Origin of the sequence: Paracoccus sulfuroxidans, assembly GCF_007830335.1 — a bacterium.
In the GTDB taxonomy this organism is placed as follows: Bacteria; Pseudomonadota; Alphaproteobacteria; order Rhodobacterales; family Rhodobacteraceae; genus Paracoccus; species Paracoccus sulfuroxidans.
On record NZ_VLKU01000008.1, the window covers coordinates 24,505 to 46,228 of the forward strand.

Annotated in this window: 36 protein-coding genes and 1 tRNA gene; 23 read left to right on the top strand and 14 right to left on the bottom strand. The window is 63.5% G+C overall.

Translation table 11 applies throughout. The features are described from left to right. Window positions 1–31: 31 nt before the first annotated feature. Genes IQ24_RS13140 through IQ24_RS13175 form a run of 10 tightly spaced genes read right to left on the bottom strand, consistent with a single transcriptional unit; the run spans window position 32 to window position 4,648 of the window. Window positions 32–400: a helix-turn-helix domain-containing protein gene (locus tag IQ24_RS13140; protein ID WP_145398559.1), complete on the bottom strand. Its 369-nt coding sequence runs from the start codon at window positions 398–400 to the stop codon at window positions 32–34. Then, complete coding sequence (locus IQ24_RS13145; protein ID WP_145398560.1) at window positions 397–1,845, bottom strand: AAA family ATPase; 1,449 nt, start codon at window positions 1,843–1,845, stop codon at window positions 397–399. Before IQ24_RS13145 ends, IQ24_RS13140 begins: the two co-directional genes overlap by 4 nt. Further along, a complete protein-coding gene (locus tag IQ24_RS13150; protein WP_199756573.1) occupies window positions 1,842–2,192 on the bottom strand; it encodes a hypothetical protein in 351 nt (116 codons plus the stop codon). The genes IQ24_RS13145 and IQ24_RS13150 overlap by 4 nt, the downstream gene beginning before the upstream one ends. After that, the gene (locus IQ24_RS13155) at window positions 2,185–3,006 is read right to left on the bottom strand and encodes a hypothetical protein (RefSeq protein WP_145398562.1); all 822 of its coding nucleotides are present in this window, start codon (window positions 3,004–3,006) and stop codon (window positions 2,185–2,187) included. The genes IQ24_RS13150 and IQ24_RS13155 overlap by 8 nt, the downstream gene beginning before the upstream one ends. Next, complete coding sequence (locus tag IQ24_RS13160) at window positions 3,003–3,488, bottom strand: hypothetical protein (protein WP_145398563.1); 486 nt, start codon at window positions 3,486–3,488, stop codon at window positions 3,003–3,005. The genes IQ24_RS13155 and IQ24_RS13160 overlap by 4 nt, the downstream gene beginning before the upstream one ends. Beyond that, window positions 3,481–3,618, bottom strand: a complete 138-nt coding sequence (locus tag IQ24_RS20120; protein ID WP_158637523.1) for a hypothetical protein — start codon at window positions 3,616–3,618, stop codon at window positions 3,481–3,483. The genes IQ24_RS13160 and IQ24_RS20120 overlap by 8 nt, the downstream gene beginning before the upstream one ends. Next, on the bottom strand, window positions 3,615–3,989 hold the full coding sequence (locus IQ24_RS13165; RefSeq protein ID WP_145398564.1) for a hypothetical protein: 375 nt from the start codon (window positions 3,987–3,989) through the stop codon (window positions 3,615–3,617). The genes IQ24_RS20120 and IQ24_RS13165 overlap by 4 nt, the downstream gene beginning before the upstream one ends. After that, entirely contained in the window at window positions 3,986–4,183 is a 198-nt protein-coding gene (locus IQ24_RS13170) for a hypothetical protein (RefSeq protein ID WP_145398565.1), read from the bottom strand. The genes IQ24_RS13165 and IQ24_RS13170 overlap by 4 nt, the downstream gene beginning before the upstream one ends. Beyond that, window positions 4,167–4,325: a hypothetical protein gene (locus IQ24_RS20125; RefSeq protein ID WP_158637524.1), complete on the bottom strand. Its 159-nt coding sequence runs from the start codon at window positions 4,323–4,325 to the stop codon at window positions 4,167–4,169. The genes IQ24_RS13170 and IQ24_RS20125 overlap by 17 nt, the downstream gene beginning before the upstream one ends. A 14-nt stretch (window positions 4,326–4,339) precedes the next feature. After that, complete coding sequence (locus IQ24_RS13175; RefSeq protein WP_145398566.1) at window positions 4,340–4,648, bottom strand: hypothetical protein; 309 nt, start codon at window positions 4,646–4,648, stop codon at window positions 4,340–4,342. Between IQ24_RS13175 and IQ24_RS13180 the strand changes: the two genes are divergently transcribed. The 21 genes from IQ24_RS13180 (at window position 4,628) to IQ24_RS13270 (ending at window position 13,905) form a co-directional block, all read left to right on the top strand. Continuing rightward, window positions 4,628–5,014, top strand: coding sequence for a helix-turn-helix domain-containing protein (locus IQ24_RS13180; RefSeq protein ID WP_145398567.1), 387 nt, complete (start codon window positions 4,628–4,630; stop codon window positions 5,012–5,014). The two genes, IQ24_RS13175 and IQ24_RS13180, sit on opposite strands and share 21 nt — an antisense overlap. 247 nt (window positions 5,015–5,261) lie before the next feature. After that, the gene (locus IQ24_RS13185) at window positions 5,262–5,486 is read left to right on the top strand and encodes a hypothetical protein (protein ID WP_145398568.1); all 225 of its coding nucleotides are present in this window, start codon (window positions 5,262–5,264) and stop codon (window positions 5,484–5,486) included. Between the two features lie 33 nt (window positions 5,487–5,519). Then, window positions 5,520–6,323: a DUF3800 domain-containing protein gene (locus IQ24_RS20600; RefSeq protein WP_145398569.1), complete on the top strand. Its 804-nt coding sequence runs from the start codon at window positions 5,520–5,522 to the stop codon at window positions 6,321–6,323. A gap of 339 nt (window positions 6,324–6,662) precedes the next feature. After that, window positions 6,663–6,836 (top strand): hypothetical protein, encoded by a 174-nt coding sequence (locus tag IQ24_RS20130; RefSeq protein WP_158637525.1) that lies wholly within the window; start codon window positions 6,663–6,665, stop codon window positions 6,834–6,836. Continuing rightward, window positions 6,836–7,018, top strand: a complete 183-nt coding sequence (locus IQ24_RS13195; protein WP_145398570.1) for a hypothetical protein — start codon at window positions 6,836–6,838, stop codon at window positions 7,016–7,018. The genes IQ24_RS20130 and IQ24_RS13195 overlap by 1 nt, the downstream gene beginning before the upstream one ends. Beyond that, window positions 7,015–7,242, top strand: a complete 228-nt coding sequence (locus IQ24_RS13200) for a hypothetical protein (protein WP_145398572.1) — start codon at window positions 7,015–7,017, stop codon at window positions 7,240–7,242. Before IQ24_RS13195 ends, IQ24_RS13200 begins: the two co-directional genes overlap by 4 nt. A gap of 61 nt (window positions 7,243–7,303) precedes the next feature. Further along, entirely contained in the window at window positions 7,304–8,044 is a 741-nt protein-coding gene (locus tag IQ24_RS13205) for a hypothetical protein (RefSeq protein ID WP_145398573.1), read from the top strand. After that, window positions 8,041–8,295, top strand: coding sequence for a hypothetical protein (locus IQ24_RS13210; RefSeq protein WP_145398575.1), 255 nt, complete (start codon window positions 8,041–8,043; stop codon window positions 8,293–8,295). The genes IQ24_RS13205 and IQ24_RS13210 overlap by 4 nt, the downstream gene beginning before the upstream one ends. After that, window positions 8,292–8,417 (top strand): hypothetical protein, encoded by a 126-nt coding sequence (locus tag IQ24_RS20515; RefSeq protein WP_277872886.1) that lies wholly within the window; start codon window positions 8,292–8,294, stop codon window positions 8,415–8,417. Before IQ24_RS13210 ends, IQ24_RS20515 begins: the two co-directional genes overlap by 4 nt. Next, window positions 8,417–8,752 (top strand): DUF7296 family protein, encoded by a 336-nt coding sequence (locus IQ24_RS13215; RefSeq protein ID WP_145398576.1) that lies wholly within the window; start codon window positions 8,417–8,419, stop codon window positions 8,750–8,752. Before IQ24_RS20515 ends, IQ24_RS13215 begins: the two co-directional genes overlap by 1 nt. Before the next feature lie 63 nt (window positions 8,753–8,815). Beyond that, the gene (locus IQ24_RS13220; protein ID WP_145398578.1) at window positions 8,816–9,163 is read left to right on the top strand and encodes a hypothetical protein; all 348 of its coding nucleotides are present in this window, start codon (window positions 8,816–8,818) and stop codon (window positions 9,161–9,163) included. Further along, entirely contained in the window at window positions 9,160–9,363 is a 204-nt protein-coding gene (locus IQ24_RS13225; protein WP_145398579.1) for a hypothetical protein, read from the top strand. The genes IQ24_RS13220 and IQ24_RS13225 overlap by 4 nt, the downstream gene beginning before the upstream one ends. After that, window positions 9,360–10,046: a hypothetical protein gene (locus tag IQ24_RS13230; RefSeq protein ID WP_145398581.1), complete on the top strand. Its 687-nt coding sequence runs from the start codon at window positions 9,360–9,362 to the stop codon at window positions 10,044–10,046. The genes IQ24_RS13225 and IQ24_RS13230 overlap by 4 nt, the downstream gene beginning before the upstream one ends. After that, the gene (locus IQ24_RS13235; RefSeq protein ID WP_145398583.1) at window positions 10,046–10,690 is read left to right on the top strand and encodes an RAD52 family DNA repair protein; all 645 of its coding nucleotides are present in this window, start codon (window positions 10,046–10,048) and stop codon (window positions 10,688–10,690) included. Before IQ24_RS13230 ends, IQ24_RS13235 begins: the two co-directional genes overlap by 1 nt. Next, entirely contained in the window at window positions 10,690–10,983 is a 294-nt protein-coding gene (locus IQ24_RS20255; RefSeq protein ID WP_199756574.1) for a hypothetical protein, read from the top strand. The genes IQ24_RS13235 and IQ24_RS20255 overlap by 1 nt, the downstream gene beginning before the upstream one ends. A 559-nt stretch (window positions 10,984–11,542) precedes the next feature. After that, the gene (locus IQ24_RS20135) at window positions 11,543–11,719 is read left to right on the top strand and encodes a hypothetical protein (RefSeq protein WP_158637526.1); all 177 of its coding nucleotides are present in this window, start codon (window positions 11,543–11,545) and stop codon (window positions 11,717–11,719) included. Continuing rightward, entirely contained in the window at window positions 11,719–12,141 is a 423-nt protein-coding gene (locus IQ24_RS13250; RefSeq protein ID WP_145398585.1) for a hypothetical protein, read from the top strand. The genes IQ24_RS20135 and IQ24_RS13250 overlap by 1 nt, the downstream gene beginning before the upstream one ends. Next, window positions 12,138–12,326, top strand: coding sequence for a hypothetical protein (locus IQ24_RS13255; RefSeq protein WP_145398586.1), 189 nt, complete (start codon window positions 12,138–12,140; stop codon window positions 12,324–12,326). The genes IQ24_RS13250 and IQ24_RS13255 overlap by 4 nt, the downstream gene beginning before the upstream one ends. Continuing rightward, window positions 12,323–12,667: a DUF968 domain-containing protein gene (locus IQ24_RS13260; RefSeq protein WP_145398588.1), complete on the top strand. Its 345-nt coding sequence runs from the start codon at window positions 12,323–12,325 to the stop codon at window positions 12,665–12,667. The genes IQ24_RS13255 and IQ24_RS13260 overlap by 4 nt, the downstream gene beginning before the upstream one ends. An 84-nt stretch (window positions 12,668–12,751) precedes the next feature. After that, complete coding sequence (locus tag IQ24_RS20605; RefSeq protein ID WP_145398590.1) at window positions 12,752–13,024, top strand: helix-turn-helix domain-containing protein; 273 nt, start codon at window positions 12,752–12,754, stop codon at window positions 13,022–13,024. Window positions 13,025–13,125: 101 nt separating this feature from the next. Beyond that, on the top strand, window positions 13,126–13,905 hold the full coding sequence (locus IQ24_RS13270) for a tyrosine-type recombinase/integrase (protein WP_422386279.1): 780 nt from the start codon (window positions 13,126–13,128) through the stop codon (window positions 13,903–13,905). 76 nt (window positions 13,906–13,981) lie between these two features. Here IQ24_RS13270 and IQ24_RS13275 read toward each other — a convergent pair. Both IQ24_RS13275 and IQ24_RS13280 read right to left on the bottom strand, forming a co-directional pair. Then, window positions 13,982–14,057, bottom strand: a tRNA-Val gene (locus IQ24_RS13275). Between the two features lie 52 nt (window positions 14,058–14,109). After that, entirely contained in the window at window positions 14,110–14,976 is an 867-nt protein-coding gene (locus tag IQ24_RS13280; RefSeq protein WP_145398594.1) for an NAD(P)-dependent oxidoreductase, read from the bottom strand. Between the two features lie 129 nt (window positions 14,977–15,105). Between IQ24_RS13280 and IQ24_RS13285 the strand changes: the two genes are divergently transcribed. Together IQ24_RS13285 and IQ24_RS13290 are read left to right on the top strand one after the other, a co-directional pair. Further along, complete coding sequence (locus tag IQ24_RS13285; protein ID WP_145398595.1) at window positions 15,106–17,565, top strand: penicillin acylase family protein; 2,460 nt, start codon at window positions 15,106–15,108, stop codon at window positions 17,563–17,565. 74 nt (window positions 17,566–17,639) lie between these two features. Beyond that, entirely contained in the window at window positions 17,640–18,590 is a 951-nt protein-coding gene (locus IQ24_RS13290) for a nucleoside hydrolase (RefSeq protein ID WP_145398597.1), read from the top strand. Window positions 18,591–18,593: 3 nt separating this feature from the next. Here the strand turns inward: IQ24_RS13290 and IQ24_RS13295 are convergent, their stop codons facing one another. Together IQ24_RS13295 and bamA are read right to left on the bottom strand one after the other, a co-directional pair. Then, the gene (locus IQ24_RS13295) at window positions 18,594–19,334 is read right to left on the bottom strand and encodes an OmpH/Skp family outer membrane protein (protein WP_242008168.1); all 741 of its coding nucleotides are present in this window, start codon (window positions 19,332–19,334) and stop codon (window positions 18,594–18,596) included. A gap of 2 nt (window positions 19,335–19,336) precedes the next feature. Continuing rightward, window positions 19,337–21,697, bottom strand: a complete 2,361-nt coding sequence (gene bamA, locus IQ24_RS13300; protein WP_145398601.1) for an outer membrane protein assembly factor BamA — start codon at window positions 21,695–21,697, stop codon at window positions 19,337–19,339. Between the last annotated feature and the right edge of the window lie 27 nt (window positions 21,698–21,724).

Genomic DNA, 21,724 nt, shown 5'->3' on the forward strand with positions numbered 1-21,724 from the left:
CGTCCTGTGGCGCTGTCGTGGCTGGCGGGCTTCATGCCACCCCCGTGCTGCCGAAAGCCCCGCGATCTGACAGGCGGGCGCGGTAGGCGATGTTGTGGACCGCCTTGGCCTTGATGCCGAACGCCGATGCGATCTGCTCTGCGGTGAAGCCAGCCGAAAACAGCGCCGAGACAGCGTTGGTGCGGTCGATGTTCGCGGAGAAGCCAGGGCGCGCCTTCACGAACGGCAGGTCAATGCCCTTCTCGCGGCGGTAGTATGCCACAACGGCCCCGACGCGGTTGGCGGTCGTGCCGTGACGTTCCGCAACCTCGGGGACGGTCAGGCCCTCGTGGGCTGCCCTTTCAAGCACCTCGATGCGGCGGGCAGTGGACATGTGATGCCAGGCAGTGACTTTGGTCATGCTGGAACTCCCTTCTTCGGGCGCTTGAACGCGCTGTCGTCCTCGAATTTGCTGTAGGTCATCATTTCGCCGTGGAAGGTCAGCCGCGTGCTGCCCGTCTCGAACCCGTAAAGCTGGGTTTCCCGCACCTTCCATGTCTGGATGCGGACCCATGACAGCCCTGCATCCTCGTCAATCTCGCGGTGAACGCTGAAACCGAGGGCGGGCTTGTTGAAGAATGCGGCGCTATCGGCAATGTCGTATCCGGTCGGGCAGCGCATGTTGCCGTTATCGGTTGGCATCTTGCGGGGATGCGCGATCAGGCAGATATGCGTGTCGAACTGCGCTGCCCACTGCCGGATCTGCTGCAAGGCGAAGTTGATGTAGCTGGTCATCGACTCGCCCGGCTCGGGCAAATGCTCCAGCTCGTTCCACGGGTCGATGATGATGAGTTTGCACTCATCCCGGACCGCCAGCGTGTAGATCATGCTGCGCAGCCAGCCCAGGTTGTGCTTGTCGTCGCCGTCGAAGGTCCGGTGAACGATGCGGAAATGCTCATCCGCGAAGGCTGTGAAATCCTCGCGCTGCCGGGCAGAAAGCTGGTCCCACGGCGTCTTGGCATAGAGGCGCGCCAGCTGGTCGCGGGTCCGGTAGGGATGGGTTTCAAAGCCCATGATGCCGACGCGGATCTGCTCATGCTGTGCGACGTGATAGGCCGCGAAGGTCGTGAAGGTGGACTTGCCAGATCCGGGCGTGCCGGTGCCGACCGACATGGTGCCCTGCTCGAATGCCAGGACGTAATCGTAGGGCTTCATGCCGACCCGCAGAACGCGGCGCGACGGCATCGGCGGCAGGTCGGAAACCCCGGTGATAAACCCGCCCGACGGGTCCATTCGCTTGGCCTCGGTAAGCCGCTTCGACAGCTCGCCCTCGCCAAAGTTCACCAGCACGTCGTTTGCGTCCTTACAGCCTTCCGGCCACGTCACGAACCGCACATCATGTCCGGCCAGGATATTTGCCACCGTGCGCGGCAGACCGGCCCCAACCGCATCAGCATCGCCCGCGACGATGACGTAGGGGGCGGCCCGGAATTGTGCCTCGGCGTCGATCAGGACTTGGCGCTTGCCGCCTTCCTCGGTCCATCCGTCCGGCAAGCTCACGGCCCGGCTGTATCCCGCCTGAATGACGCTCAGCGCGTCAATCTCGCCCTCGGTGATGACTACGGGGCTGTCGCCACCGCGCAGGCAGTCCTCGTTGAACAGGCAGCGCGTCACGCCTTGGCTGGACCGCCATTCCTTCTTGTCGATGCCGCGAAACTTGCAGGCGTATGTTTTGCCGTCACGCCTGTAGGGCAGCGCGACCGCGCGACCGATTTGCGGGTGATCGACGGCCTGAACGCCCATCGCCACGAGCAATTCCGCATCCAGCTTCCGGTCGACGGTGAGGTACTTGATCGGGTCGGTCATCGCTGAACCTCCGACCCATGCCCGCCCCGCAGTGATGGCAGTGTGCTACGATCCCGTCCGGTGTTCTGCTGACGCTCAGGCATGGATCGTGCTTTTTCTTCCGATGCGGGCTGCACTCCGGGCAGGTGCAGCGCATGTGATCCCCGTGCCAGCGCGTCGGCCTGATGCCCATGTCCGCCAGCAATTCCGACTCGCTGCGCATGGGCAGCCTCCTTTGCGATCTGGACGGCCTGCCAGCGGGCCATGCCCTGCTCTTTCGCCGCCATCGTCTCTGCATCAAACCGGGTCATGCCGCCGTCGAACTCGGCAATCGCCGCCCGCTCCTCGTACTGGCCAAGGTCAAGCATGGGCCACCGCCACATCGTCGGGGGTCAGGTCGTTGCGAAACTCCCACTGGTAGCCGTCGTATTCCTGGACGCGCCCGTTCGTCAGGACGCGGATTTCGCCACGCTGCCACTTGCTGCGGCTATGAACCGTTGAGAGGTGGGCTTGAGATGGGGCTTCATCCGTCCAGCCCTCTTGGTTCAGCCAAACGGCAGGGTCTCGGGCAAAGCCGCGCGCCACGTCGGGGAAGCGACGCATCGCCCGAACGCCCATCATGATCTGCTCATGCTCGACACCGGCCTTGATGGCGGCGCGGTATTTCGCAACAGCGCCTTTGCGGTTTTTCTTCTGGCCGCCGCGATGGGGGTATTCGGACCAGAACTCATCGAACTCCCCAGCCCCCTCTGGGGGTTTGGGGGTATTGTTTAATTGTTTACCTTGTTCTTTAGTGGCGCGGCTCTGGCGCGGCTCTGGCGCGGTCTCTGGCGCGGTGGCTTCGGTGCCGACCTGATATTTACCGTAATTACAAATGGTTACGATGGTTCTTCCTTGGCGCGCGTCGTGGTGCGTTTTTACGAGAATCGCACCTTCGTTTTCGAGCGCTTTTAGGAACGTGCTGAGGGCCTTCCGGCCCATGCCCGTAGCTTCTTCGACCTGCCGATGCGATAGGCAAACCTGACCCCGAGATAAGGTGACCACATCGCCCTTGACCCGGAACTTCGTCTCTTTCCACGCTGCATTGTGAAGCAGCCAATGCCAAACTCCGACGCGCAGGCCATCACCCTTGAACAGAGCGTGATCCCACATCTGACGGAAGCTGCAAATCCATCCGCTCATGCCGCAACCTCCATGAACCCCGCAACGGCACGCCCAAGGGCGGTGAAGTCGGACGCCATGTGTACGATCACCTCTGCCGACAGGCCCTCGCCCGTAGTGGCCCCAACGAGGTCGATGGCAGTCAGGATGAAGTGAAGGGGCAGAACCCCCATCCCGCTTGATGCCAACGGCCCCTCCTGGCGGGCGATGGCCTCGGCGGCTGTCATGGCATGGGCGATCTTCCTGACCGCCGCGAATTGCGCGTTTGCGCTTTCGATGTACGCCTTCGTAAGATCGCTGCGGGGACCGCCGAAAATATCCTCATCAGACTCAGGGCAGTACGAAAGCCCGACGATCCATTCCCTGACCTGAATCCAAGCCTCGCCCTCACGCAGAGGGCCGTTTGCCTCGATGTAGGATCGGATATTCTGGACGATATATTCGCCGGTGGATTGCACCGGGATGTTGAAAAGCTTGTTCAGCGGTGGCATATCATTACTCATCGCCATTTTCCTTCTGTGTTTGGCGGTCATCACCCGGAGCGTTGGCGCGCTGCCGGGTTTCTTTCTGGGCGAGAGCGGCGACCAGATCGCCAATGCTCTGCCAGTTCGTCTGCGGTGTCTGGGCGTTCATTCCATCACCTCGATATTCACGATGACGCCGCCGTCCCGGCACTTCTCGCCGCGCTGTGGTGCCTGTAGGCGGAACCTGCTGTCATCCACGCGCAGGACTGCCGCGATGGCATCCAGCGCGCCCTTCTGGGCCGTGACGGCATTGTCGTCGTCAAAGCTGCTGACCCTCGACGGCGGGCAGAACGTCAGCGTGACGTGGATCGCTGCGCCCTCTGGGATGCGGGCCAGATGCAGGCCCTTCTCTCGCGCCAAGGCGGTGGCATTGATCTTCTGGGACTGGACCAGCCGGTGGCGCTTGCGCCAGTGCAGGCGGCTGTTAGCCGATAGCTCGGACGTCTTCGCCCACGGAAGCTGGAGCTGTGGCAGCATCATGCCAGCACCTCGATCCATCGAGAGCCGGGGGCATCGTCAGCAATCCGCAGCTTGCCCGCCGCGCTGCCGATGGCCCAGATTTCCAGCACCACCGCGAACGGCAGCCGGGCCGCGTCGGCAATCTCGCGGAACATGCGCTGATCGGCACGTGCCGCCTCAATGAAGGCGCGCTTCTGGTCAGGCGTCGGCGTCATGCAGGCACCCCTCGACCATAAGCTGATGGCGGATCTCGTAGGCGCGACCCTCAAGGAACCGGCGACGGGTGTCGCAGACCTTGCCGCTGGCGATCTGGGCGGTGATGCGGGCCAGCGCGGCGAGGCGCGGGTCCGGTGCCACGAATGACGGGCACCTCATGCCGCACCGTGTCGCGCGGGTGTCGACTTGGCTTTTTCGGCAAGCTTTCCTTGATGTTGGCGGGCGGCGTTCGCATGTGAAGGATAGTTGCCAGATATTTTAGCAAGGCCCTTCCAGTTGAAGGCGTTGCGCGGACAAGGAATGCCCATTTCGATGCACATGCTTTGCAGCACGTCGTACCAGCTCGCCGGGAACACCCCCGACGTGCGCGCCCCGCGAACGGAGTGCGAGGTGACGTTGAGGGCGGCGCAGATAGCGTCGGCTCCGAGCGTGTCGGTGATTTGATGGACTGCGGGCTTGTTCATGCAGCCGATAATGCTAAACTATTTAGCATTCGTCAAGCCAACAGTAGCTTGCTGCGCCAAATGAATTGGCACGATACCATCGTGCACATGAAAGAGGACAAGCCCAGACCGTACGCCGACATCGCAGAGCGCCTAAAATGGCACCGCGAAACGATCCTCAACATCGGTCGGCAGCAGGACTATGCAGATAGCATCGGCGTCAAGAGGTCAGCCCTTTCCCTATGGGAGGCTGGAACTCACAGGCTTTCTCTGGACGGAGCTTTAGCCTTGCGCGCCAAATACGGGCTGTCACTCGACTTCATGTACGAAGGCATTGATGACGCATTGCCCATGACCCTCAGAAACGCCTGGCGCGACAGGCCCTGAGTCAACGCCTCCAGGAGGTCAATCGTCAAGTTTGAAGCGTTCGCGGCCTCGATCAGCGCACTCAGTCGTTCTTCCGTCATCTCACCCTCACCATACGGCAATTCATGCTTAGCAGAACGGATCGTGAACGGGCAACCGCAAGGTGTGGTAGCGCGCGATCTGGACTCGGCAAGATTGCGGCGGCAGGGCAAGATGTGGGCTGGGAATCACGGGCGCGTGAAGGTGACCTGGCGAAAGGGATAGGGGCATGACAGACAACCCGAAATTCGAGGAAACCGAGCAAATTTCGATTGCCGCTCGGGTGGTGCTTGGGCTGCTGCGGCAGCAAACCGAGCATTCTGGCGCGGTCGAAATGAAAGACCTTCCGCACATGCTCTTGATGGCCGCAGACGAGCGCCACAGGCAGGGCGATTATGGAGCTGAGCGGATGCTTTGCGAGTGGGCGGACATGCTGCGGGACTGGAAGGCGTGAGGGCAACCTGACGAAGGGGATAGGGGGTGCCGCTTGACAGGGTATATTGCTTTTGTCGATGAATCTGGATGTGAGGGGGACCCGCAAAAAATCGGTGGATTCGAGTTTCTGAGCCTTGTTGCTGTGGTAGTTCGCAGGCGAAACCTGCAGTGCTTAACTGAAATTTGGGATCGCCACGCAAGGATTGAGCGCAAGCCCTCTGCCTGGAGGTGGCGAGGTTTCAAAGACACAAATTCAGATGCATCCAAATACCTAGCGTCGGAACTGTTGGCTGGCCAGCCATTTCAATTTTCCGCAGTTATTGTGCACAAGCCGAGTCTGCATCGACTAGACCACAAGGCGCAGCATGGCGATCTATATTTCTACGCGACTCAACTGCTCCTAGAGAGGATCAGCTGGATAGTCCGAGACGGCCAACGGCTTAGCGCCGAAGATGATCCGCGCGTCAGGATAGTATTTTCAGAACGAAAGAATACTGCATATGACAAACTAATCGGATATTCATCCAGCGTTAAGCGCGGCTGCGGCCCACGACTGTCTAACACTGAATGGTCGCACATCGACCTTGCCGAGATTAAGCAGATACCTCACCATATCTGTGGCCCTCTTGACGCCGCCGACTTCATCGCCGGATCAATCGCGTCAGCTATAGAGATGAACCGTAAATACGGATTGCTTGATGACCGCTACCTCCTGCCTTTAGCTGGAAGGTGCTACAAACCATCGGGGGGATCGGCCCTGAATAATGGACTTAAACTCTACCCCGCCGACGCTTCGTCGGCCCTACTGTCGGAGGACCGCTTCAGGTGGGTCAGGTCTCACTATATGAAGAAATAGGAGCGGGCCGGTTCCTTCTTTCCCGTGCCCTCAAGTCGCCCGCGAGCGACGGTGGGACAACCCGGTAGGGCACCCGCTCTCTTAGGGATTCTATATCACTCACCACGCTCGCGCAACGATTCTGACCCGCCCGACTCGGCGGGCTTTTTCATGCCGCCAGCACAGCGCTGGCAGGGGCAGGATAGCAGGTGCTAAACCACAAAGCCAAATGGTTTAGCATTTTGTGCTTGCATTGCTAATTTTCTTAGCTCATATTGATCCCATACCGACGACGAACCCGGATCGCCTGAACGGCAGCGCGGATGAGGCTCGGCAACCATAACAAACGGATATGAGCAAATGGACCATCACTTCGACCTCGACCCGGCCCCCTGCCCGCGATTGGCGCAGGTTAACCGCATCAACGCCACGTTCCGCCCTCTGCGCGTGACGCTGGCTGACGCCCTGCCGCAGATGGACCCCGCCACGCTGGCCGCGATCCAGACGGGCGCGTTCAAGCCGGAGGGCCGGTGATGTTCTTTCATCGTGCCCGGCGAATGGAGCGCGTCCTCGATGCGGTGCGCGATTTCCGACAGGAAGCAGCGGTCATTGCCGCCCGCCTCGACCTCGCTGAACGCCTCATCCTCGAACTGCTGGCATGGGCACCCCCTGAAGAACAGGCCCGCATCACCGCTGAATGGGAGGCGTCGAAATGAGCATCCACCCCCGCCACGACGAACTGCACGACTTCTGGCACGAGCATCAGGAGCCGGTGAACCGCAACCGCCTCGACGTGCTGCTGATCGTCGCCGCCTTCTTCATCATGCTGGCCTTTGTGCTGTGGCTGATCTGGGACGCTGTGCAGGCATCCGACGAACTGCCGAAGGCATGCGCTGGCATGACCAATGCCTGGGACTGCGTGGCGCTGCTTCAGGAATGAAAACGGCTGCCGTTGGAGGGCAGCCGCTAAACCCCACCCTACGAAATGGAGTGATCTGATTATGAGCACGACCACGATGATTTTCAAGAGCCTTGCCCTGCCCTCGATGGCGCTTGCCGCAGCGATGCTGTGGAGCGCCCCGGCGCAGGCAAACCTGAACTGCCCGGCTGGGTCCGAGGAATACAACGGCCAGTGCTGGTCACCCAATCCCTCGCAGCCCCCGAGCAATGTGACGGCGACGGGCGGCAACTCGTCCAGCACCGCGACGATTGGCGATGTTGGCGGCGGGACCGCGACGACTGGACCGATCAACGTCAGCACCGGCCCCAGCACCTCGAACTCTGGCGTGACCGGATCCGGCAATTCGGACGTGCGCAACAACGTGACGAACAGGAACGATATCGCCAACACGAACCAGCAAGGCCAGCAGCAGGGGCAATACCAGCAGGCCAGCGCCAACAACTCGATCCGCATCGACAACCGCACCAGGCAGTCGGCAGCGCAGGCCGCACCCGTGATCTTGGGCGGCTATGGTCAGCAAAACTGCTTCGGGGATACCAACAGTTCGGGCCAGTTCGGTGCGTCCATGCAGGTCTTTGGCTGGGGCGTCTCGGCAAACAGCAGCAAGGCAAGCAACGTCTGCGCCGCCTATGCCATCGGCGGACCTGCAATGGCGGTTGGCTACCTTCAGCGCATGGACCCCAACATGCCGCGCCGGGTGACGGTCGAGCAGCCCACGGGCCGACTGACCTGCCCCGCCAGTCATCCTGTTTACGTTCCCGAGAAAGGTTGTCGGAAATGAGCGGGAAGAACGATCAAGTCAACGATGCGCCCGCGTTCCCCGTCACGGCTGGCCAGCAGGTCTATGCGACAGGTATGACCCTGCGCGACTGGTTCGCGGGCCAGGCGCTGGCTGCTCTCATCCAGTCCGGGTGTGAGGTGCGCGTCCACACCGAAGAAGGGACACTTATCCTTCCCATCCGCACGGGTGGGCCTGTTCTGGCTTACCAATATGCCGACGCCATGCTCGTGGCCCGCGAGGCCACCCCATGACCACGCTTTCCGCCTTCGCTGCGATCCTTCTCGCGGATCGCCTGACCAACGCCAGCCGCCGATTGGGCGACTGGTTCACCGCCGAGCGTGGAAGCGCTGACGGCAAGAACGGATGGGTATGATGTTCTACACGTTCAATCAGAACAATACAGGCGGCGCTTTCGACCTTACCGAAGCGCTTACGCATTTCGTGATTGTCGAGGCCGAAAGCGCCGATGAGGCGAACGCGAAGTTGATCGCCCTTGGAGGTTACTTCGATGGATGCAGCATCGGTCGCGACTGCTGGTGCTGCGGTGACCGCTGGTATCCGGCGCGCGAGGGTGAAGGTAGCGACGCACCCGAGGTCTATGACCGACACCCCCGAGACTACGACGCTGGCGAATACTCCAAAAGGTGGATGCCAGCAGGGAAAGAGATTGTCGTCCACCACGAAGGCAAGCCAGCCGAATGGTTCTAACCCCGGCTCCTACGGTGCGCAGCCTCGCGGGGCTGCCATCCATAGCAACCGATGGAGGATGCGATGAAGGAGACGTTCTACCCCAAGGGCTGGCTCTACCTCCACCCGAACGGCATCGAAATGGAGCATGAGGCCATCTTTCGCGTCGAGGCCGAGACGTACCCGCTGGAGCCTTATTCGTGGGGCCAGTCACGCGGTTACGAGACCGAGATCAGCGCCACGCTGGTTCGATTTTCCACCGACCGGACCAGAGAGGACGCGGTGAAGATCGACGGCGAGGCCGAGATAGCGCGCCAGGAGGGACTATTCGCGGAGACCTTCGACGTGAACGAGGCCTTCGAGGACGCAGAGCATGAGCTGGCCGAATATCGCAGCGGCATGCGCGAGGAAATGTGGTGGGCGGCGGAATGATCGACCACAGCAATGCCATTGCCGACCTGATGGCCGAGCGCGAGGCGTTCCCCGCAGCATCGCCCGACTGGCTCTATCGCAGCCGGGCCGCGTGGAAGCTGCACCAGCACCAGATCGGCGTTCCCGCCCGAGACTGGACCGACGAACCGGCTGGCGGTTTTCGCCTGCCCCAACCCCAATACGGAGTCGCAGCAGAATGAACGCGATCAGCCCCATCGGGCACAACAACCCCCCGGATGCGATTGACGAAATCACCGCCCGCTTTGACGACGCCCGGGCCGAGGCTGAGAATTGGCTGGACGGGAACGAGGTGCAGACCGAAGGCCAGATGAAGGCCGTCGACGCTCTGCGCAAGGACATGCGCGAGTTTCGCATGGCGCTTGAGGCCGGGCAGAAGTCGTCCAGCGCGCCGCTATATGACGCCTACAAGGCCGAGCATGGCCGCTGGAAGCCCACCCTTGAGGACGCGCAGCGCATCGAAAAGGGGCTGGTTGCATTGGTCGACAGCTTCAAGCGCAAGCTGGCTGCCGAGAAAGCCGAAGCCGAGCGGAAAGCCCGCGCAGAAGCCGCCGCTGCCCGCCGCGCCGCAGAGGAAGCCGCCCGCGCCGCAGACGCCAGCAACATCGAGGCGCAGCGCGAAGCCGCCGCCGCCCAATTCGCAGCCGAGGAAGCGCAGCGCCGGGCCGTGGCAGCCAGCAAGGACACCGTGAAGGGCCTGCGCACGTTCGAGGTCACGGAAGTGCTGGACCCGCGCGGGCTGATCAACTGGATCGCCAAGAACCGCAAGGACGATCTTGCAGAGTGGATGGGCGACTACGCCCGCCGCAACAAGCTGCACATTCCTGGCGTGGTCGAGACGCGGCAGGAACGGAGGGCCGTGTGATGGATTGGGAAAAGGCATCCGCCGAACTGGCAAAGAAGCTGGACCCGGCGCACGTCAGGCCGCCGAAGAAATTCGGGCCGAAAGGCGACTATCTGGAAGGCTGGCACGTTATGGCCGAGGCAAACCGGATCTTCGGGTTCGGCGCATGGTCCTACACCGTCACCGAATGCAAATGCGTGTCCGAGCGGGCGCGCGAGATCGGGCAAAACAAGACCCCCGGCTTCGGAGTGACCTATACCGCAACGGTGCGAGTCACCATTGGCGATGTGGTTCGCGAGGACGTTGGCGCTGGTCACGGCTATGACGTGGACTGCGGCCTCGCCCACGAAAGCGCGATCAAGGAGGCCGTCACGGATAGCTTGAAGCGCGCGCTGCGTGGCTTCGGCAACCCGTTCGGCTTGGCTCTCTACGACAAGAGCCGCGAGAATGTGGGGGTCGATGAACCGCCGTTCGACGCCGCCGCCGCAGAGGCCCGCATCACCGCCACCATTGGTCGCGCCGCGACCGAGGGCGATCTGGTCAAGCTGTGGAAGCGGGAGGCCGCCACCATCAAGCAGATCGGCGGTGAGGGCGAGGCCCGCATCACCGACGCATTCAAGGCCCGCAAGGCCGAACTCACCCCTGAAATGAAAGGTGCCGCATAATGGCCGATCGTTACAACCTGATTTCCCCCCGCCCCCGCAAGGACGGGAAAACCCATTGGCACACGATTGGATCGGCGTTCCCGCGCGACAAGGGCGGGTTCAGCCTCATTTTCGACAGCCTGCCCCTGCCGGATGCAGAGGGGCGCGTGACGGTGCTGATGACGGAACCGCTGCCCAAGGATGGCCAGCAGCAGCGCGGCGGATCGTCGGGCTACGGCCAGTCTGGCGGGTACGGCGGCGGCGCAGGGGGCGGGATGCAGGGGCGGGATCTGGACGATTCCATACCTTTTTGATGGACTGAATCGTGAACTTGTGGCAAAATATGACGGCAAGCCAAGGTGTTACCAGCACCAAGGCTTGCCTGACCACAGACACGATGATTGGAGCATCGACCATGGCTAATCGCCAGATACCCGAACACCGGGTTTCCTATCAATGCCGTACGTGCGAACGGGACTGCGCGCCCGAAGACTTCTATGTGTCTAGCAAGACTCAGTGCAAAGAGTGCGTAAAGGCGCGCGTCCGAGAGCGTGCGAGAACCAACCCTTCCGTTCAAGAGTACGACCGGCAGCGCGCCAAGTTGCCCCACAGGCGCAAGAATAGCACCAACGTCACCAGCCGTTGGAGGGCGCAGAACCCGGATGGGTACAAGGCCCACAGCGCTGTGTCTAACGCTATTCGCGACGGAAGATTGAAGCGTGAGCCTTGCCTGTTTTGCGGCACGGATCGGGTGCACGCCCATCACCGGGACTATGCGCGCCCGCTGGATGTGATCTGGCTGTGTCCGAAGTGCCACCACCGGCTGCATGCCGCTTTTCCCGAGACTGAAGGCTCGAACAAGAGGCTTTCCAAATGACCCACAAGACCGACGATATCCTGCAGGTGCTGCACGGGCTGATCGCGATGTATCCCGAGCGGGCCGACGATGTGGACTGGCTGGCCGCCGAGGCGGGCGACACGCATGGCATCGATCCCAAGGCCGCGCGCCGGGTCTATGACCAGCGCCTGCGTATCTCGGGGGCGTGCTGATGGCCCGCATGGACGCGCCCCCGAAGCCAATGGCCCACATTTTCGCTGGTCGGCTGATGCCCCTGACGGCTTTCGACGCTGAGGCATTGGGGGCGTTTCCGCAGGGCACAGAGTTCACGCTGACCGCGAATACCAAGCGCAGTCTGCCGCATCACCGGACCTATTGGCGGGCGCTCGACAAGGCCGTCAAGGCAACGGGCCGCTGGCAGTCGCGGGAGGCCCTGCACACGGCGCTAAAGGTCAAGCTGGGGCGCGTGGAGCCGATCTTCGACCTGCGCGGCAATGTCATCGGCATGAAGCCAGACAGCACGGCTTTCGACGCAATGACACAGCAAGAGTTTCGCGGCTTCTTCGATGAGGCGATGGCCGCGCTTTCAGAAGCAATCGGGTACGACGCCCTAGCATGGATGGAAGAAGCATGATGCCCCGACCGTCGCGTCATGTCGAAGATCCAGCGCCCATCGCGGCGGCCTGCGTCGGCAAGGAGGCGTTCGACAGCCCCAAGCTGGCGCATGAGGTCTGCAAGCGCCGGCGGCGGCTGAAAGGCCCGCAGGACGTCTACCGTTGCCCCTATTGCCGCGCTTACCATATCGGGAGGCCCGCATGAGCTTCCACCGCGTCCCGCTCGGGCTGAAAGAGGGCAAAGGCAAGACCCGCCGCGACCCCAAGACGCGGGCCGAACGCAAGCACATGGAGGCGGTTGCCGGGCTGCCCTGCCTGGTCTGCGGGGCGTGGCCGGTGGAGGTCCACCACGAGGGGACACCGCGCAGCAACATGCGCGTCCTGCCTCTCTGCCCGCGCCACCATCGCCGCGAATACGGGCCGGGCGCATATCACTATTCCAAGGGCGCTTTCTACGCCGCCCACGGATCGAGCGAGGCCCTGCTGCTGCGGGTGTCGAAGATGCTGCGAGCGGACGAGGACGACCGCTTGAGCCATTGGTTTTGATTGCTCGCCGCGCCCTGCCTGTCTCGGGCGCGGACAACTGGCCCCGGTGGTTTCGGCCATCGGGGCGCTTTTAAGGAGGGATGAATGAGGCCGTACACCCCCGCAGGGCTTGCAGAGCATTGGGGATGCAGCGACGAAAAGATCCGGCAGATGTGCAACGCCGGGACGCTACGCTACTTCAAGATTGGCAAGCACTACCGCATCCCCGTGGACGCAGTTGAGGAATACGAATGCAACAGTTCAGAATTGGCAGGCTCAACGGGCGCTACACCGTTGCCTGGAACCTCGCGGACGGTCGGCGGCGGCGATTTCGTCTTGAAGCACGCACACGAAAGGAAGCTGAGGCGGAAGCACTAGACGTCATTCGCAAAGAGACGATGACAGCCAGCGAGGGAACGGTTGCTGATATGTGGCCGCTCTATCTCGCTGAACGCGAGGGCCGCAGCGCATCGTCTACAATGCGTTCGACCGGGAAGACCCTGCTGCCCGCATTCGGCCACCTGCGCCCGGATCAGATCACCGTGCAGGACTGCCGGGACTACGGGCAGCAGCGGATGGACGCGGGCAAATCTCAGGGTACGGTCTGGACCGAGCTTGGGCACCTTCGGATCGTGCTGAATTGGGCGGCGAAGAAAGGGCTGATCGAGAAGGCCCCGCTGATCGAGTTACCGCCGAAGCCCGCGCCGAAGGATCGGTACCTCACGCGCGCCGAGGCAATCCGGCTGGTGAACGCGGAGGCCGAGCCGCATGTACAACTGGCGATCAAGCTCATGCTGGGCACCGCCGGGCGGCAGGGTGCCATCTTGGACCTGACATGGGACCGGGTGGACTTCCGCCGTCACACCATTGACCTGCGCGTCGAGGGCGGCGGCCCCCGAAAGGGCCGGGCGCTGGTCCCGATGAATCCAATGCTGCACGAGGCGCTCACCGAGGCCAAGGCAGCGGCGCTGTCAGACTACGTGATCGAGTGGCACGGCAAGAAGGTGCAGAGCATCCGAAAGGGCTTCTCGCGCGCGGTTGCGAATGCCGGGCTGAAGGACGTGGGCATGCACACCTTGCGCCACACAGCCGCTGTGCACATGGTCGAGGGAGGCACGGACATTGCCGAGGTTGCGCAGTTTCTCGGGCACTCGAACCCGTCGATCACATTCCGCGTCTACGCCCGGTACTCACCAACGCACCTGCGCCGCGCGGCATCGATTCTGGACTTCTCAGTCGGTTCGGAAAAGTCGCGTTAGGTTCAATGAACTGTAGCGCATAACGTAAACAGATGGTATAATCAGAGGCAACGGATTGTAATAGTTACGAAAAGACTGGTGGGCGGTGAGGGACTCGAACCCCCGACATCTTCGGTGTAAACGAAGCGCTCTACCAACTGAGCTAACCGCCCGCCTCAGCGCTGATAGCGCGCTTTCATTCGCCTTGGCAAGAACCTCGGGCGATCATTTCCGCAGCCGGGCGATCAGCGACGAGGTGTCCCAGCGACCGCCGCCCATGCCCTGCACATCCTTGTAGAACTGATCGACCAGCGCGGTGACCGGAAGGCTCGCGCCGGTCTCGTCTGCGGTCGCCAGGCAGATGCCAAGGTCCTTGCGCATCCAGTCAACGGCGAAGCCGAAGTCGAAGCGGTTCTCGGCCATGGTCTGATAGCGGTTCTGCATCTGCCAGCTGCCCGCGGCGCCCTGGCTGATCACCTCGACCACCTCGGGGATCGAAAGCCCGGCCTTCTCGGCGAAATGCAGCGATTCCGAGAGGCCCTGAACCAGCCCGGCAATCGCGATCTGGTTGCACATCTTGGTGATCTGCCCGGCACCCGAGGGGCCCATCAAGCGGCAGATCTTGGCATAGGCGGCGATCACCGGCTCGGCTCTGGCATAGTCGGCCTCGGCGCCGCCGCACATCACCGACAGCTGTCCATTCTCGGCCCCCGCCTGCCCGCCCGAGACCGGCGCGTCGACAAAGCCGAACCCCGCCTTCGTGGCCAAAGCTGAAAGCTCGCGCGTCACGGCAGCCGAAACGGTGGTGTGATCGACAAAGATCGCGCCCTTCGCCATGCCTGCAAATGCGCCGCTTTCGCCCAGGCAGACCTGCCGCAAATCATCGTCATTGCCGACGCAGGCCATGACGAATTCGGCATCCCGCGCCGCTTCCGCCGCCGTCGGGGCGCTGCGGCCCCCGTGTTTTGCGACCCAGGCCTCGGCCTTGGCGGGCGAGCGGTTCCAGACCGTGACCTCATGTCCGGCCGCCGCCAGATGCCCCGCCATGGGAAAGCCCATCACGCCCAGTCCCAGAAATGCCACTTTCGCCATCGGATTGTCCCCCCTTGTTGCGAAACGCGCGTTGATCCGGCGCGCGCGCTGCCCTATCAACCCGATGAATTTCATCACGCGCCGCTAGGGTCAACCTCTGCGCTCAAGTTCGGGAAATGCGCCGGGACCATGCTGACATTTTTTCGCTGGCTGGTGCGGCTGACGGTCGCCTTGATTCTCGTCGGCGTGGCGATCGTTTCGCTGGCCTGGTATTTCGCCATCCGCTCGCTGCCGGATTATGAGGCGAGCTATGCGGTGCAAGGCATCTCGGCCCCGGTCGAGATCGTGCGCACCACCGAGGGCGTGCCCCATATCTTCGGCCAGACTGACGAGGACGCCTTCTTCGCCCTGGGCCTTGCCCATGCGCAGGACCGACTGTTCCAGATGACGGTGCTGCGCCGCGCCGCGCAGGGCAAGCTGGCCGAGATCTATGGCCCCGGCGCGGTCCGCGCCGATGACCTGACCCGCAGGCTGGGCCTTTACCGCAACGCTCGCGATTCGCTGGAGGCGCAGACGCCTCAGACGCAGGCCGCGCTCAAGGCCTATGCGAATGGCGTCAACGCCTGGATCGAGCAGATCAACCTGGGCGCACGCGGACGCGGCGCGCCCGAATTCTTCCTTTATCCCGACGATATCTCGTACTGGGAGCCTGCGGATTCGCTGGCCATCCTGAAGCTGATCGCCGCAACCTCGACCACGCAGATCCGGCATGAGGTGCTGCGCGCCCGGCTGTCGATGGCCTATCCTGAACGGGGAAGCGATCTGATTTCGGCCGGCACCGGGGCACGGGTGCCAAACTACACTTCGCTTTTCCCCGGCGCGCGGTTCCTGCCGACCGAAAGCACCTCGGCCGGGCGTCGCTGGGAAACGGCGCTGGCGGGCTTTCTGGCCCCCGGCGCAGGCTCCAGCGCCAATGGCTTTGCCGCAGCGGGCCAGCGCACGGCGGCAGGCGGCGCGCTTCTGGCCAATGACCCGCAATTTGCACTGACCGCGCCCAGCCTCTGGTATCTGGCGCGGATCGATCTTTCGTCGGGCGGGGTCATCGGGGGCACGATCCCCGGCCTGCCGCTGGTGCTGTCGGGCCGCAACACCGGGCTGGCATGGGGCATCACGCCCGCACAGATCGACGATCAGGACCTGTTCATCGAGGAAGTCCAGCCGGGCGACGCCACGCGCTATCGCAGCCCGACCGGCTGGGTGCCCTTCACCACAAGGCAAGAGGTGCTGCGCATTCGCGGTGCCGACGACCGCACCATCACGCTGCATGAAACCGCGAACGGCCCGGTCATCCCCGGTGCCCAGATGGACATTGCAGCGATCCTGCCTGCCGGTCACGTGGCGACCCTCTCCTGGACCGGCGGCCATGCCGGTGACCGCACGATGAGCGCACTGATGGGCCTGATGACGGCCACGGACCGCCGCGCCGCCGCGACGGCGCTGGCCGATGTCACCGCGCCCACCGTCGCCGTGACGCTGGCCGATCGCGAGGGCGTGGCGCAGGTGCTGGCGGGCAGCCAGCCCATCCGCAACCCTCAAAGCCCGACGCAGGGCCGCGTGCCGACCCCCGGCTGGCTGGCCGAGGCCGCATGGACCGGCATCCAGCCCATTCCCGCGACGCTTTCGGATCTGTCCCCCGCCAGCGGCGTGGTCGCGACGACCGGGGCCGCGCTGCCCGGTCTCGACAGCCCCATGGGGCAGGACTGGCAAAGCGCCTATCGTCTGGACCGTCTGCGCCATCAGCTCGACAGCCGAGAGGTGCATTCCCGCGACAGCTTCATCGCCGCCCAGAACGACATCGTCAGCCCGGTGGCGCGCGCGCTGCTACCGCTGGTCGGCGCGAACCTGTGGTATTCGGGCGAGCCCGCCGCCGCAGGCACGCCCGAACGTCAGCGTCAGGACGCCCTTGCGCTGCTCGGCAAATGGGACGGCGCGATGAGCGAGCACCTGCCCGAGCCGCTGATCTATGCCGCCTGGATGCGCGCGCTTCAGGACCGCATCGTCCGCGATGAGCTTGGCCCGCTGGCCGATGACCTTGACGAGTTGTTCCCGCAGTTCATCGAGCGGGTCTTCCGCGATGTGAACGGCGCGGGGGCCTGGTGCGACGTGGTGCAATCGGCGCAGACCGAGACCTGCGACGTCATCGCCCGGCAGGCGCTCGACCAGGCGATTCTGGACCTCAGCGGCCGCTATGGCCCCGATCTTGCGAGCTGGCGGTGGGGCGATCTGCATCACGCACGTCACGTCCATCCGGCGCTTGGGGATATGCGCGGGCTCTCCTATATCGTGAATCTGCTGCAATCGACTTCCGGTGATGGCTCGACCGTGGCGCGGGCGGGGCTGCTGGGCCACGGCCGCAACCCCTGGCTCAACGTGACGGGCGCGGTCTATCGCGGCGTCTATGATCTGGCCGATCCCGACAGTTCGGTCTTCATCATCTCGACGGGTCAGTCCGGGCATCCGCTCTCGCGCCATTATGACGACATGGCCGAGCTGTGGCGGCGGGGCGAATATGTGGGCATGTCGCTGGACCCGGCGCTGGCACGCGCGGCGGCAGCGGGCGTCACGCAGCTTCTGCCCCGCACCGAGTAATCCGTTCCGCCCGAGGGGCTTGCGCAACCGGGCGGAACAGGGTTCCCTGCCGCAAAGGCAATCAGGGGAACAGCATGGCGCGCAAGATCATTATCGACACCGATCCCGGTCAGGATGACGCCGTGGCGATCCTGCTGGCGCTGGCCAGCCCCGAGCTTGAGGTGCTGGGCCTGACGGTCGTGGCCGGAAACGTCCCGCTGCCCCACACGCAGCGCAACGCGCTGATGCTGGCGGAACTGGCCGGGCGCCCCGACCTGCCGGTCATCGCGGGCTGCGACGCGCCCCTCAGCCGTCCCCTCGTCACGGCCGAACATGTGCATGGCAAGACCGGGCTTGACGGCGTGGACCTGCCCGAACCGACCATGACCTTGACGCCCGGCCATGCCGTCGATTTCATCATCGAGACGCTGCGCCGCGAGCCTGCCGGCACGGTGACGCTGGTCCCCATCGGGCCGCTGACGAACATCGCGACCGCCTTCCAGAAAGCCCCCGACATCATCCCTCGCGTGCAGGAAATCGTCCTGATGGGCGGCGCCTATTTCGAGGTCGGCAACATCACCCCCACCGCCGAGTTCAACATCTATGTCGACCCCGAGGCCGCAGCGATCGTCTTCGACAGCGGCGTGCGGCTGGTCGTCATGCCTCTGGACGTGACGCATAAGGTGCTGACCAGCCGCGCCTGGGTCGGGAAAATGCAGGCGCTTGGCCCGGTCGGTCAGGCTGTCGCCAGCTGGACGGATTTCTTCGAACGCTTCGACCGCGAGAAATATGGCAGCGAAGGCGCGCCTTTGCACGACCCCTGCACGATTGCATGGCTGCTGGCGCCGCAGATCTTCTCGGGTCGGGAAATCAACGTCGTCATCGAGACTGCGGGCCAGTACACCACCGGCATGACCGTGGCCGACTGGTGGCGCGTCACCGACCGCAAGCCGAACGCGCTGTTCATTCGCGATGTCGATGCGGGCGCGTTCTTCGACCTGCTGACGCAGCGGATCACCCAGCTTGATCGCAGGGTGACCGGCTAGGCCCTAGTTCGCGTCCGGCTGAGGCGCGGGGACCGGCTCGACAGGTGCGGGTGCCGTCCCTTCCGGCAGCGGATCTTGCGGAGCAGGCTCGGCCCCTTCGGGCGCAGGCATGGTCTCGACGGGCGGGGGTACCGTCCCCTCGGGCGCAGGCTCGGCGGGCCCTGCCCCAAGCGCGATGTCAACGCGCCGGATCAGCTCATCTGTCACATTGATCGATTCCGCCGCGACAAAGATCGCCTGCTGATCAAGCACCGCGACCGCGCCGCGTTCATCCATCAACTGGGTCAACACCGGCAGCAAGCCGCGAAAGAAGGCCGTCCGCTCTTCATCCGCCTGACTTTGCAACTCGCGCACGACGACATCCCGCTCACGCCGGACTTCGATCACGCGCTTGTCGAATTCATCCGCGCGTTTGCGGAATTCCTCTGGTGGCAGGGTCTGGCGCAGGCCGGTCAGCTCCTGCTCCTCGGTGGCCAGAAGATCGGCAAGACGGTCATTCTCGGCCTCGATCTCGGTGCGGCGCGCCTCGATCTCGACCTGCGCACGCTTGCCCCAGGCCGAGTTCATGAACAGCTCATCGCGATTGATCGTCATGATCGCGGTGGCCGCATTGTTCGAAGACGGCTGCGACGGCACCTGCACCGCAGGCGCCACTGGCTGAGGCTCTGGCGTCGACGACGCATCCTGAGCCGCTGCGGCCCAGGGCATCATCAGCCCCAGAACCGCCGCTGTCGCGCGCCGCATCATCAGAACTTGGTCGAGATGGTCAGGTCGAAGTTCTGCTCTTCGTCATAGTCTTCCTTGACGACCGCCTTCGAGAAGTTGAAGCGCAGCGGACCGATCGGCGTCGTCCAGAAGAGCGATGCCCCGACCGCCGCACGCACATGCATCCTGTCGTCGACGATCTCACCGTTGGCACCGTCACCGTAGGGCCCTGGTTGGCCAATCTTGTTGTCCAGCCCCCAGACCGAACCGGCATCGGCAAAAAGGCCGCCCTTAACGCCATATTCCTCGGGCAGGCCGATGGGGAACTGCATCTCGGTCCGAAGCGCCCAGAAGTAGTTGCCGCCAAGCGCGTCCTCGTTCGGCGCGTTGCGGTCACGCGGACCATAGCCGTTCGAATCGAAGCCACGGATCTTGCCGTTGCCGCTGAAGCGATCAAGGAAACGGCTGTTCTGATCGTTCAGCATGTGAACCGCACCAGCCTCGAATTCGGCGAGGAAGGTGACCTCCTTGCGCCAGGCGTTGCTTTCGATCCCCGCGTAAAGCGACGAGGTGATCGAGTCGACGTCGCCACCCAGCCCGGCGAAATCCTGGCTGAAGCGCAGACGATAGCTGGTCAGCGGATCCAGCCCGTTGATCCGGCTGTCGTAGGTATAGGTATACCCCAAAGCGGAGGTGAAATACCCGCCCTGCTCGGCCACGAGGATCGGCGACGAGCCGACCAGCTCGTCAATCTCATCGTCGACATGAATCCCGTCGACGTCATAAAGCGTGTCTTTGCTCAGCTTGTAGCGCAGCTCCAGCCGCCCGTTTTCCGACACCGGGAACTCCAGCCCGGTCTGGATGCCGATGCTGCGGGTGTTGTAATCCGAGTTCAGACGGTCGGTGGTGTTGTACCAGGTCTGGAAACGGCCCTTCAGATCGCGGCCGAACAGATAGGGCTCGATGAAGGTGAGGCCCGACTGCTGGTTGCCCTTGCCGGTCGAGAAGGACAGATCGACCTGCTGGCCACGGCCCAGGAAGTTCTTTTCCGACAGCGACATGTTGAAGCCGACACCGGCGTTCACGCCATAGCTGACGCCGAAGTTCAGCGAGCCGGTCGGCTGTTCCTCGACGTTGACGTCGACGATCACCTGCTCGCCCGTGGTGCCCGCACGGCTTTCGGCCTGCACATCGGCGAAATAGCCAAGCGCGCGCAGACGCTCGGCGGCGTTACGGATCTCGCGCGGGTTGAAGGGGTCGCCTTCGACGGTCGAGAACTGACGCCGGATCACCTCATCCAGCGTGGTCGTGTTGCCTTCGATGTCGATACGCTCGACGAAGACACGCTGACCGCGGGTCAGGGCGAAGGTCAGGTCCAGCGTCTGGTCGCGCATGTTGCGGGTGATGCGCGGCTCGATCGAGACGAAGTCCAGACCCTTGCGCAGCGCCAGCGCCTCCATCCGGCGGATCGAGGTGTCGATGATCGTGGGGTTGTAGATCTCGCCACGGCGGACGCGGTTCTGCTGCTGGAACTCGGTCGCGTCGACGCCCGGGATCTCGCTGATGGTGGTCACATTGCCGAATTTGAAGCGCGGGCCTTCCTGCACCTGGAAGGTGATGTAGAAGGCGTCACGCTGTTGCGCGACCTCGGGGGCGATGGTCTGCACCTTGAAATCGGCATAGCCATTCGCGCGATAGAAATCGGTCAGCAGCTTTTCGTCGACGGCGATCCGCTCGGGCGCGAAGGTGTCGCGGCGGATGAACTGGCGCAGAAGGCCCGCCTGTTTCGAGTCGAGCACGTTGCGCAGACGGCGATCCGAAAAGGCGCGGTTGCCGACGAAACCGATACGCTCGATCTCGGTCGCCTTGCCCTCGCGGACCTCGAAGACTAGATCGACGCGATTGCCGGGACGGCGGATGACGCGCGGGTCGACGCGGGCGGCCAGACGCCCTTGCGAGGCATAGACCTGCGACAGCGCGGCGGCGTCCGCCTCGGCCTGCGCGGGCGAGAAGACGCGGTTCGCGCGCGACTGCACGATCTCGGAGGCCTGCTCGTCCTTGACGCGGCGATTGCCCTCGAACACGACCGAGTTGATGGTCGGATATTCGGCCACGCGCACGACCAGCGTGCCGCCCTGCGGCGCGACCTCGACCGTTTCGAACAGGCCGGAATTTTGCAGCCGCTGCATGGCGTCGTTCAGCTGACCTGCCGAGACGTTGCTGCCGCGCGGCAGGTTCAGATAGGACAGGATCGTCTCGGGCTCGATCCGCTGATTGCCCTCGATCCGGACGTTATTGAACACGAAGGCCGAAGCCGAGGTTGCCACGAAGCCAACGGGTGTTGCCACCGCCAGCGCTGAAATCAGCGCCAACGCGCCCTTGCCCAGTTTCCGGTCCTTCATGGCCGCCCCTCAGAACTTGTGAAGTCC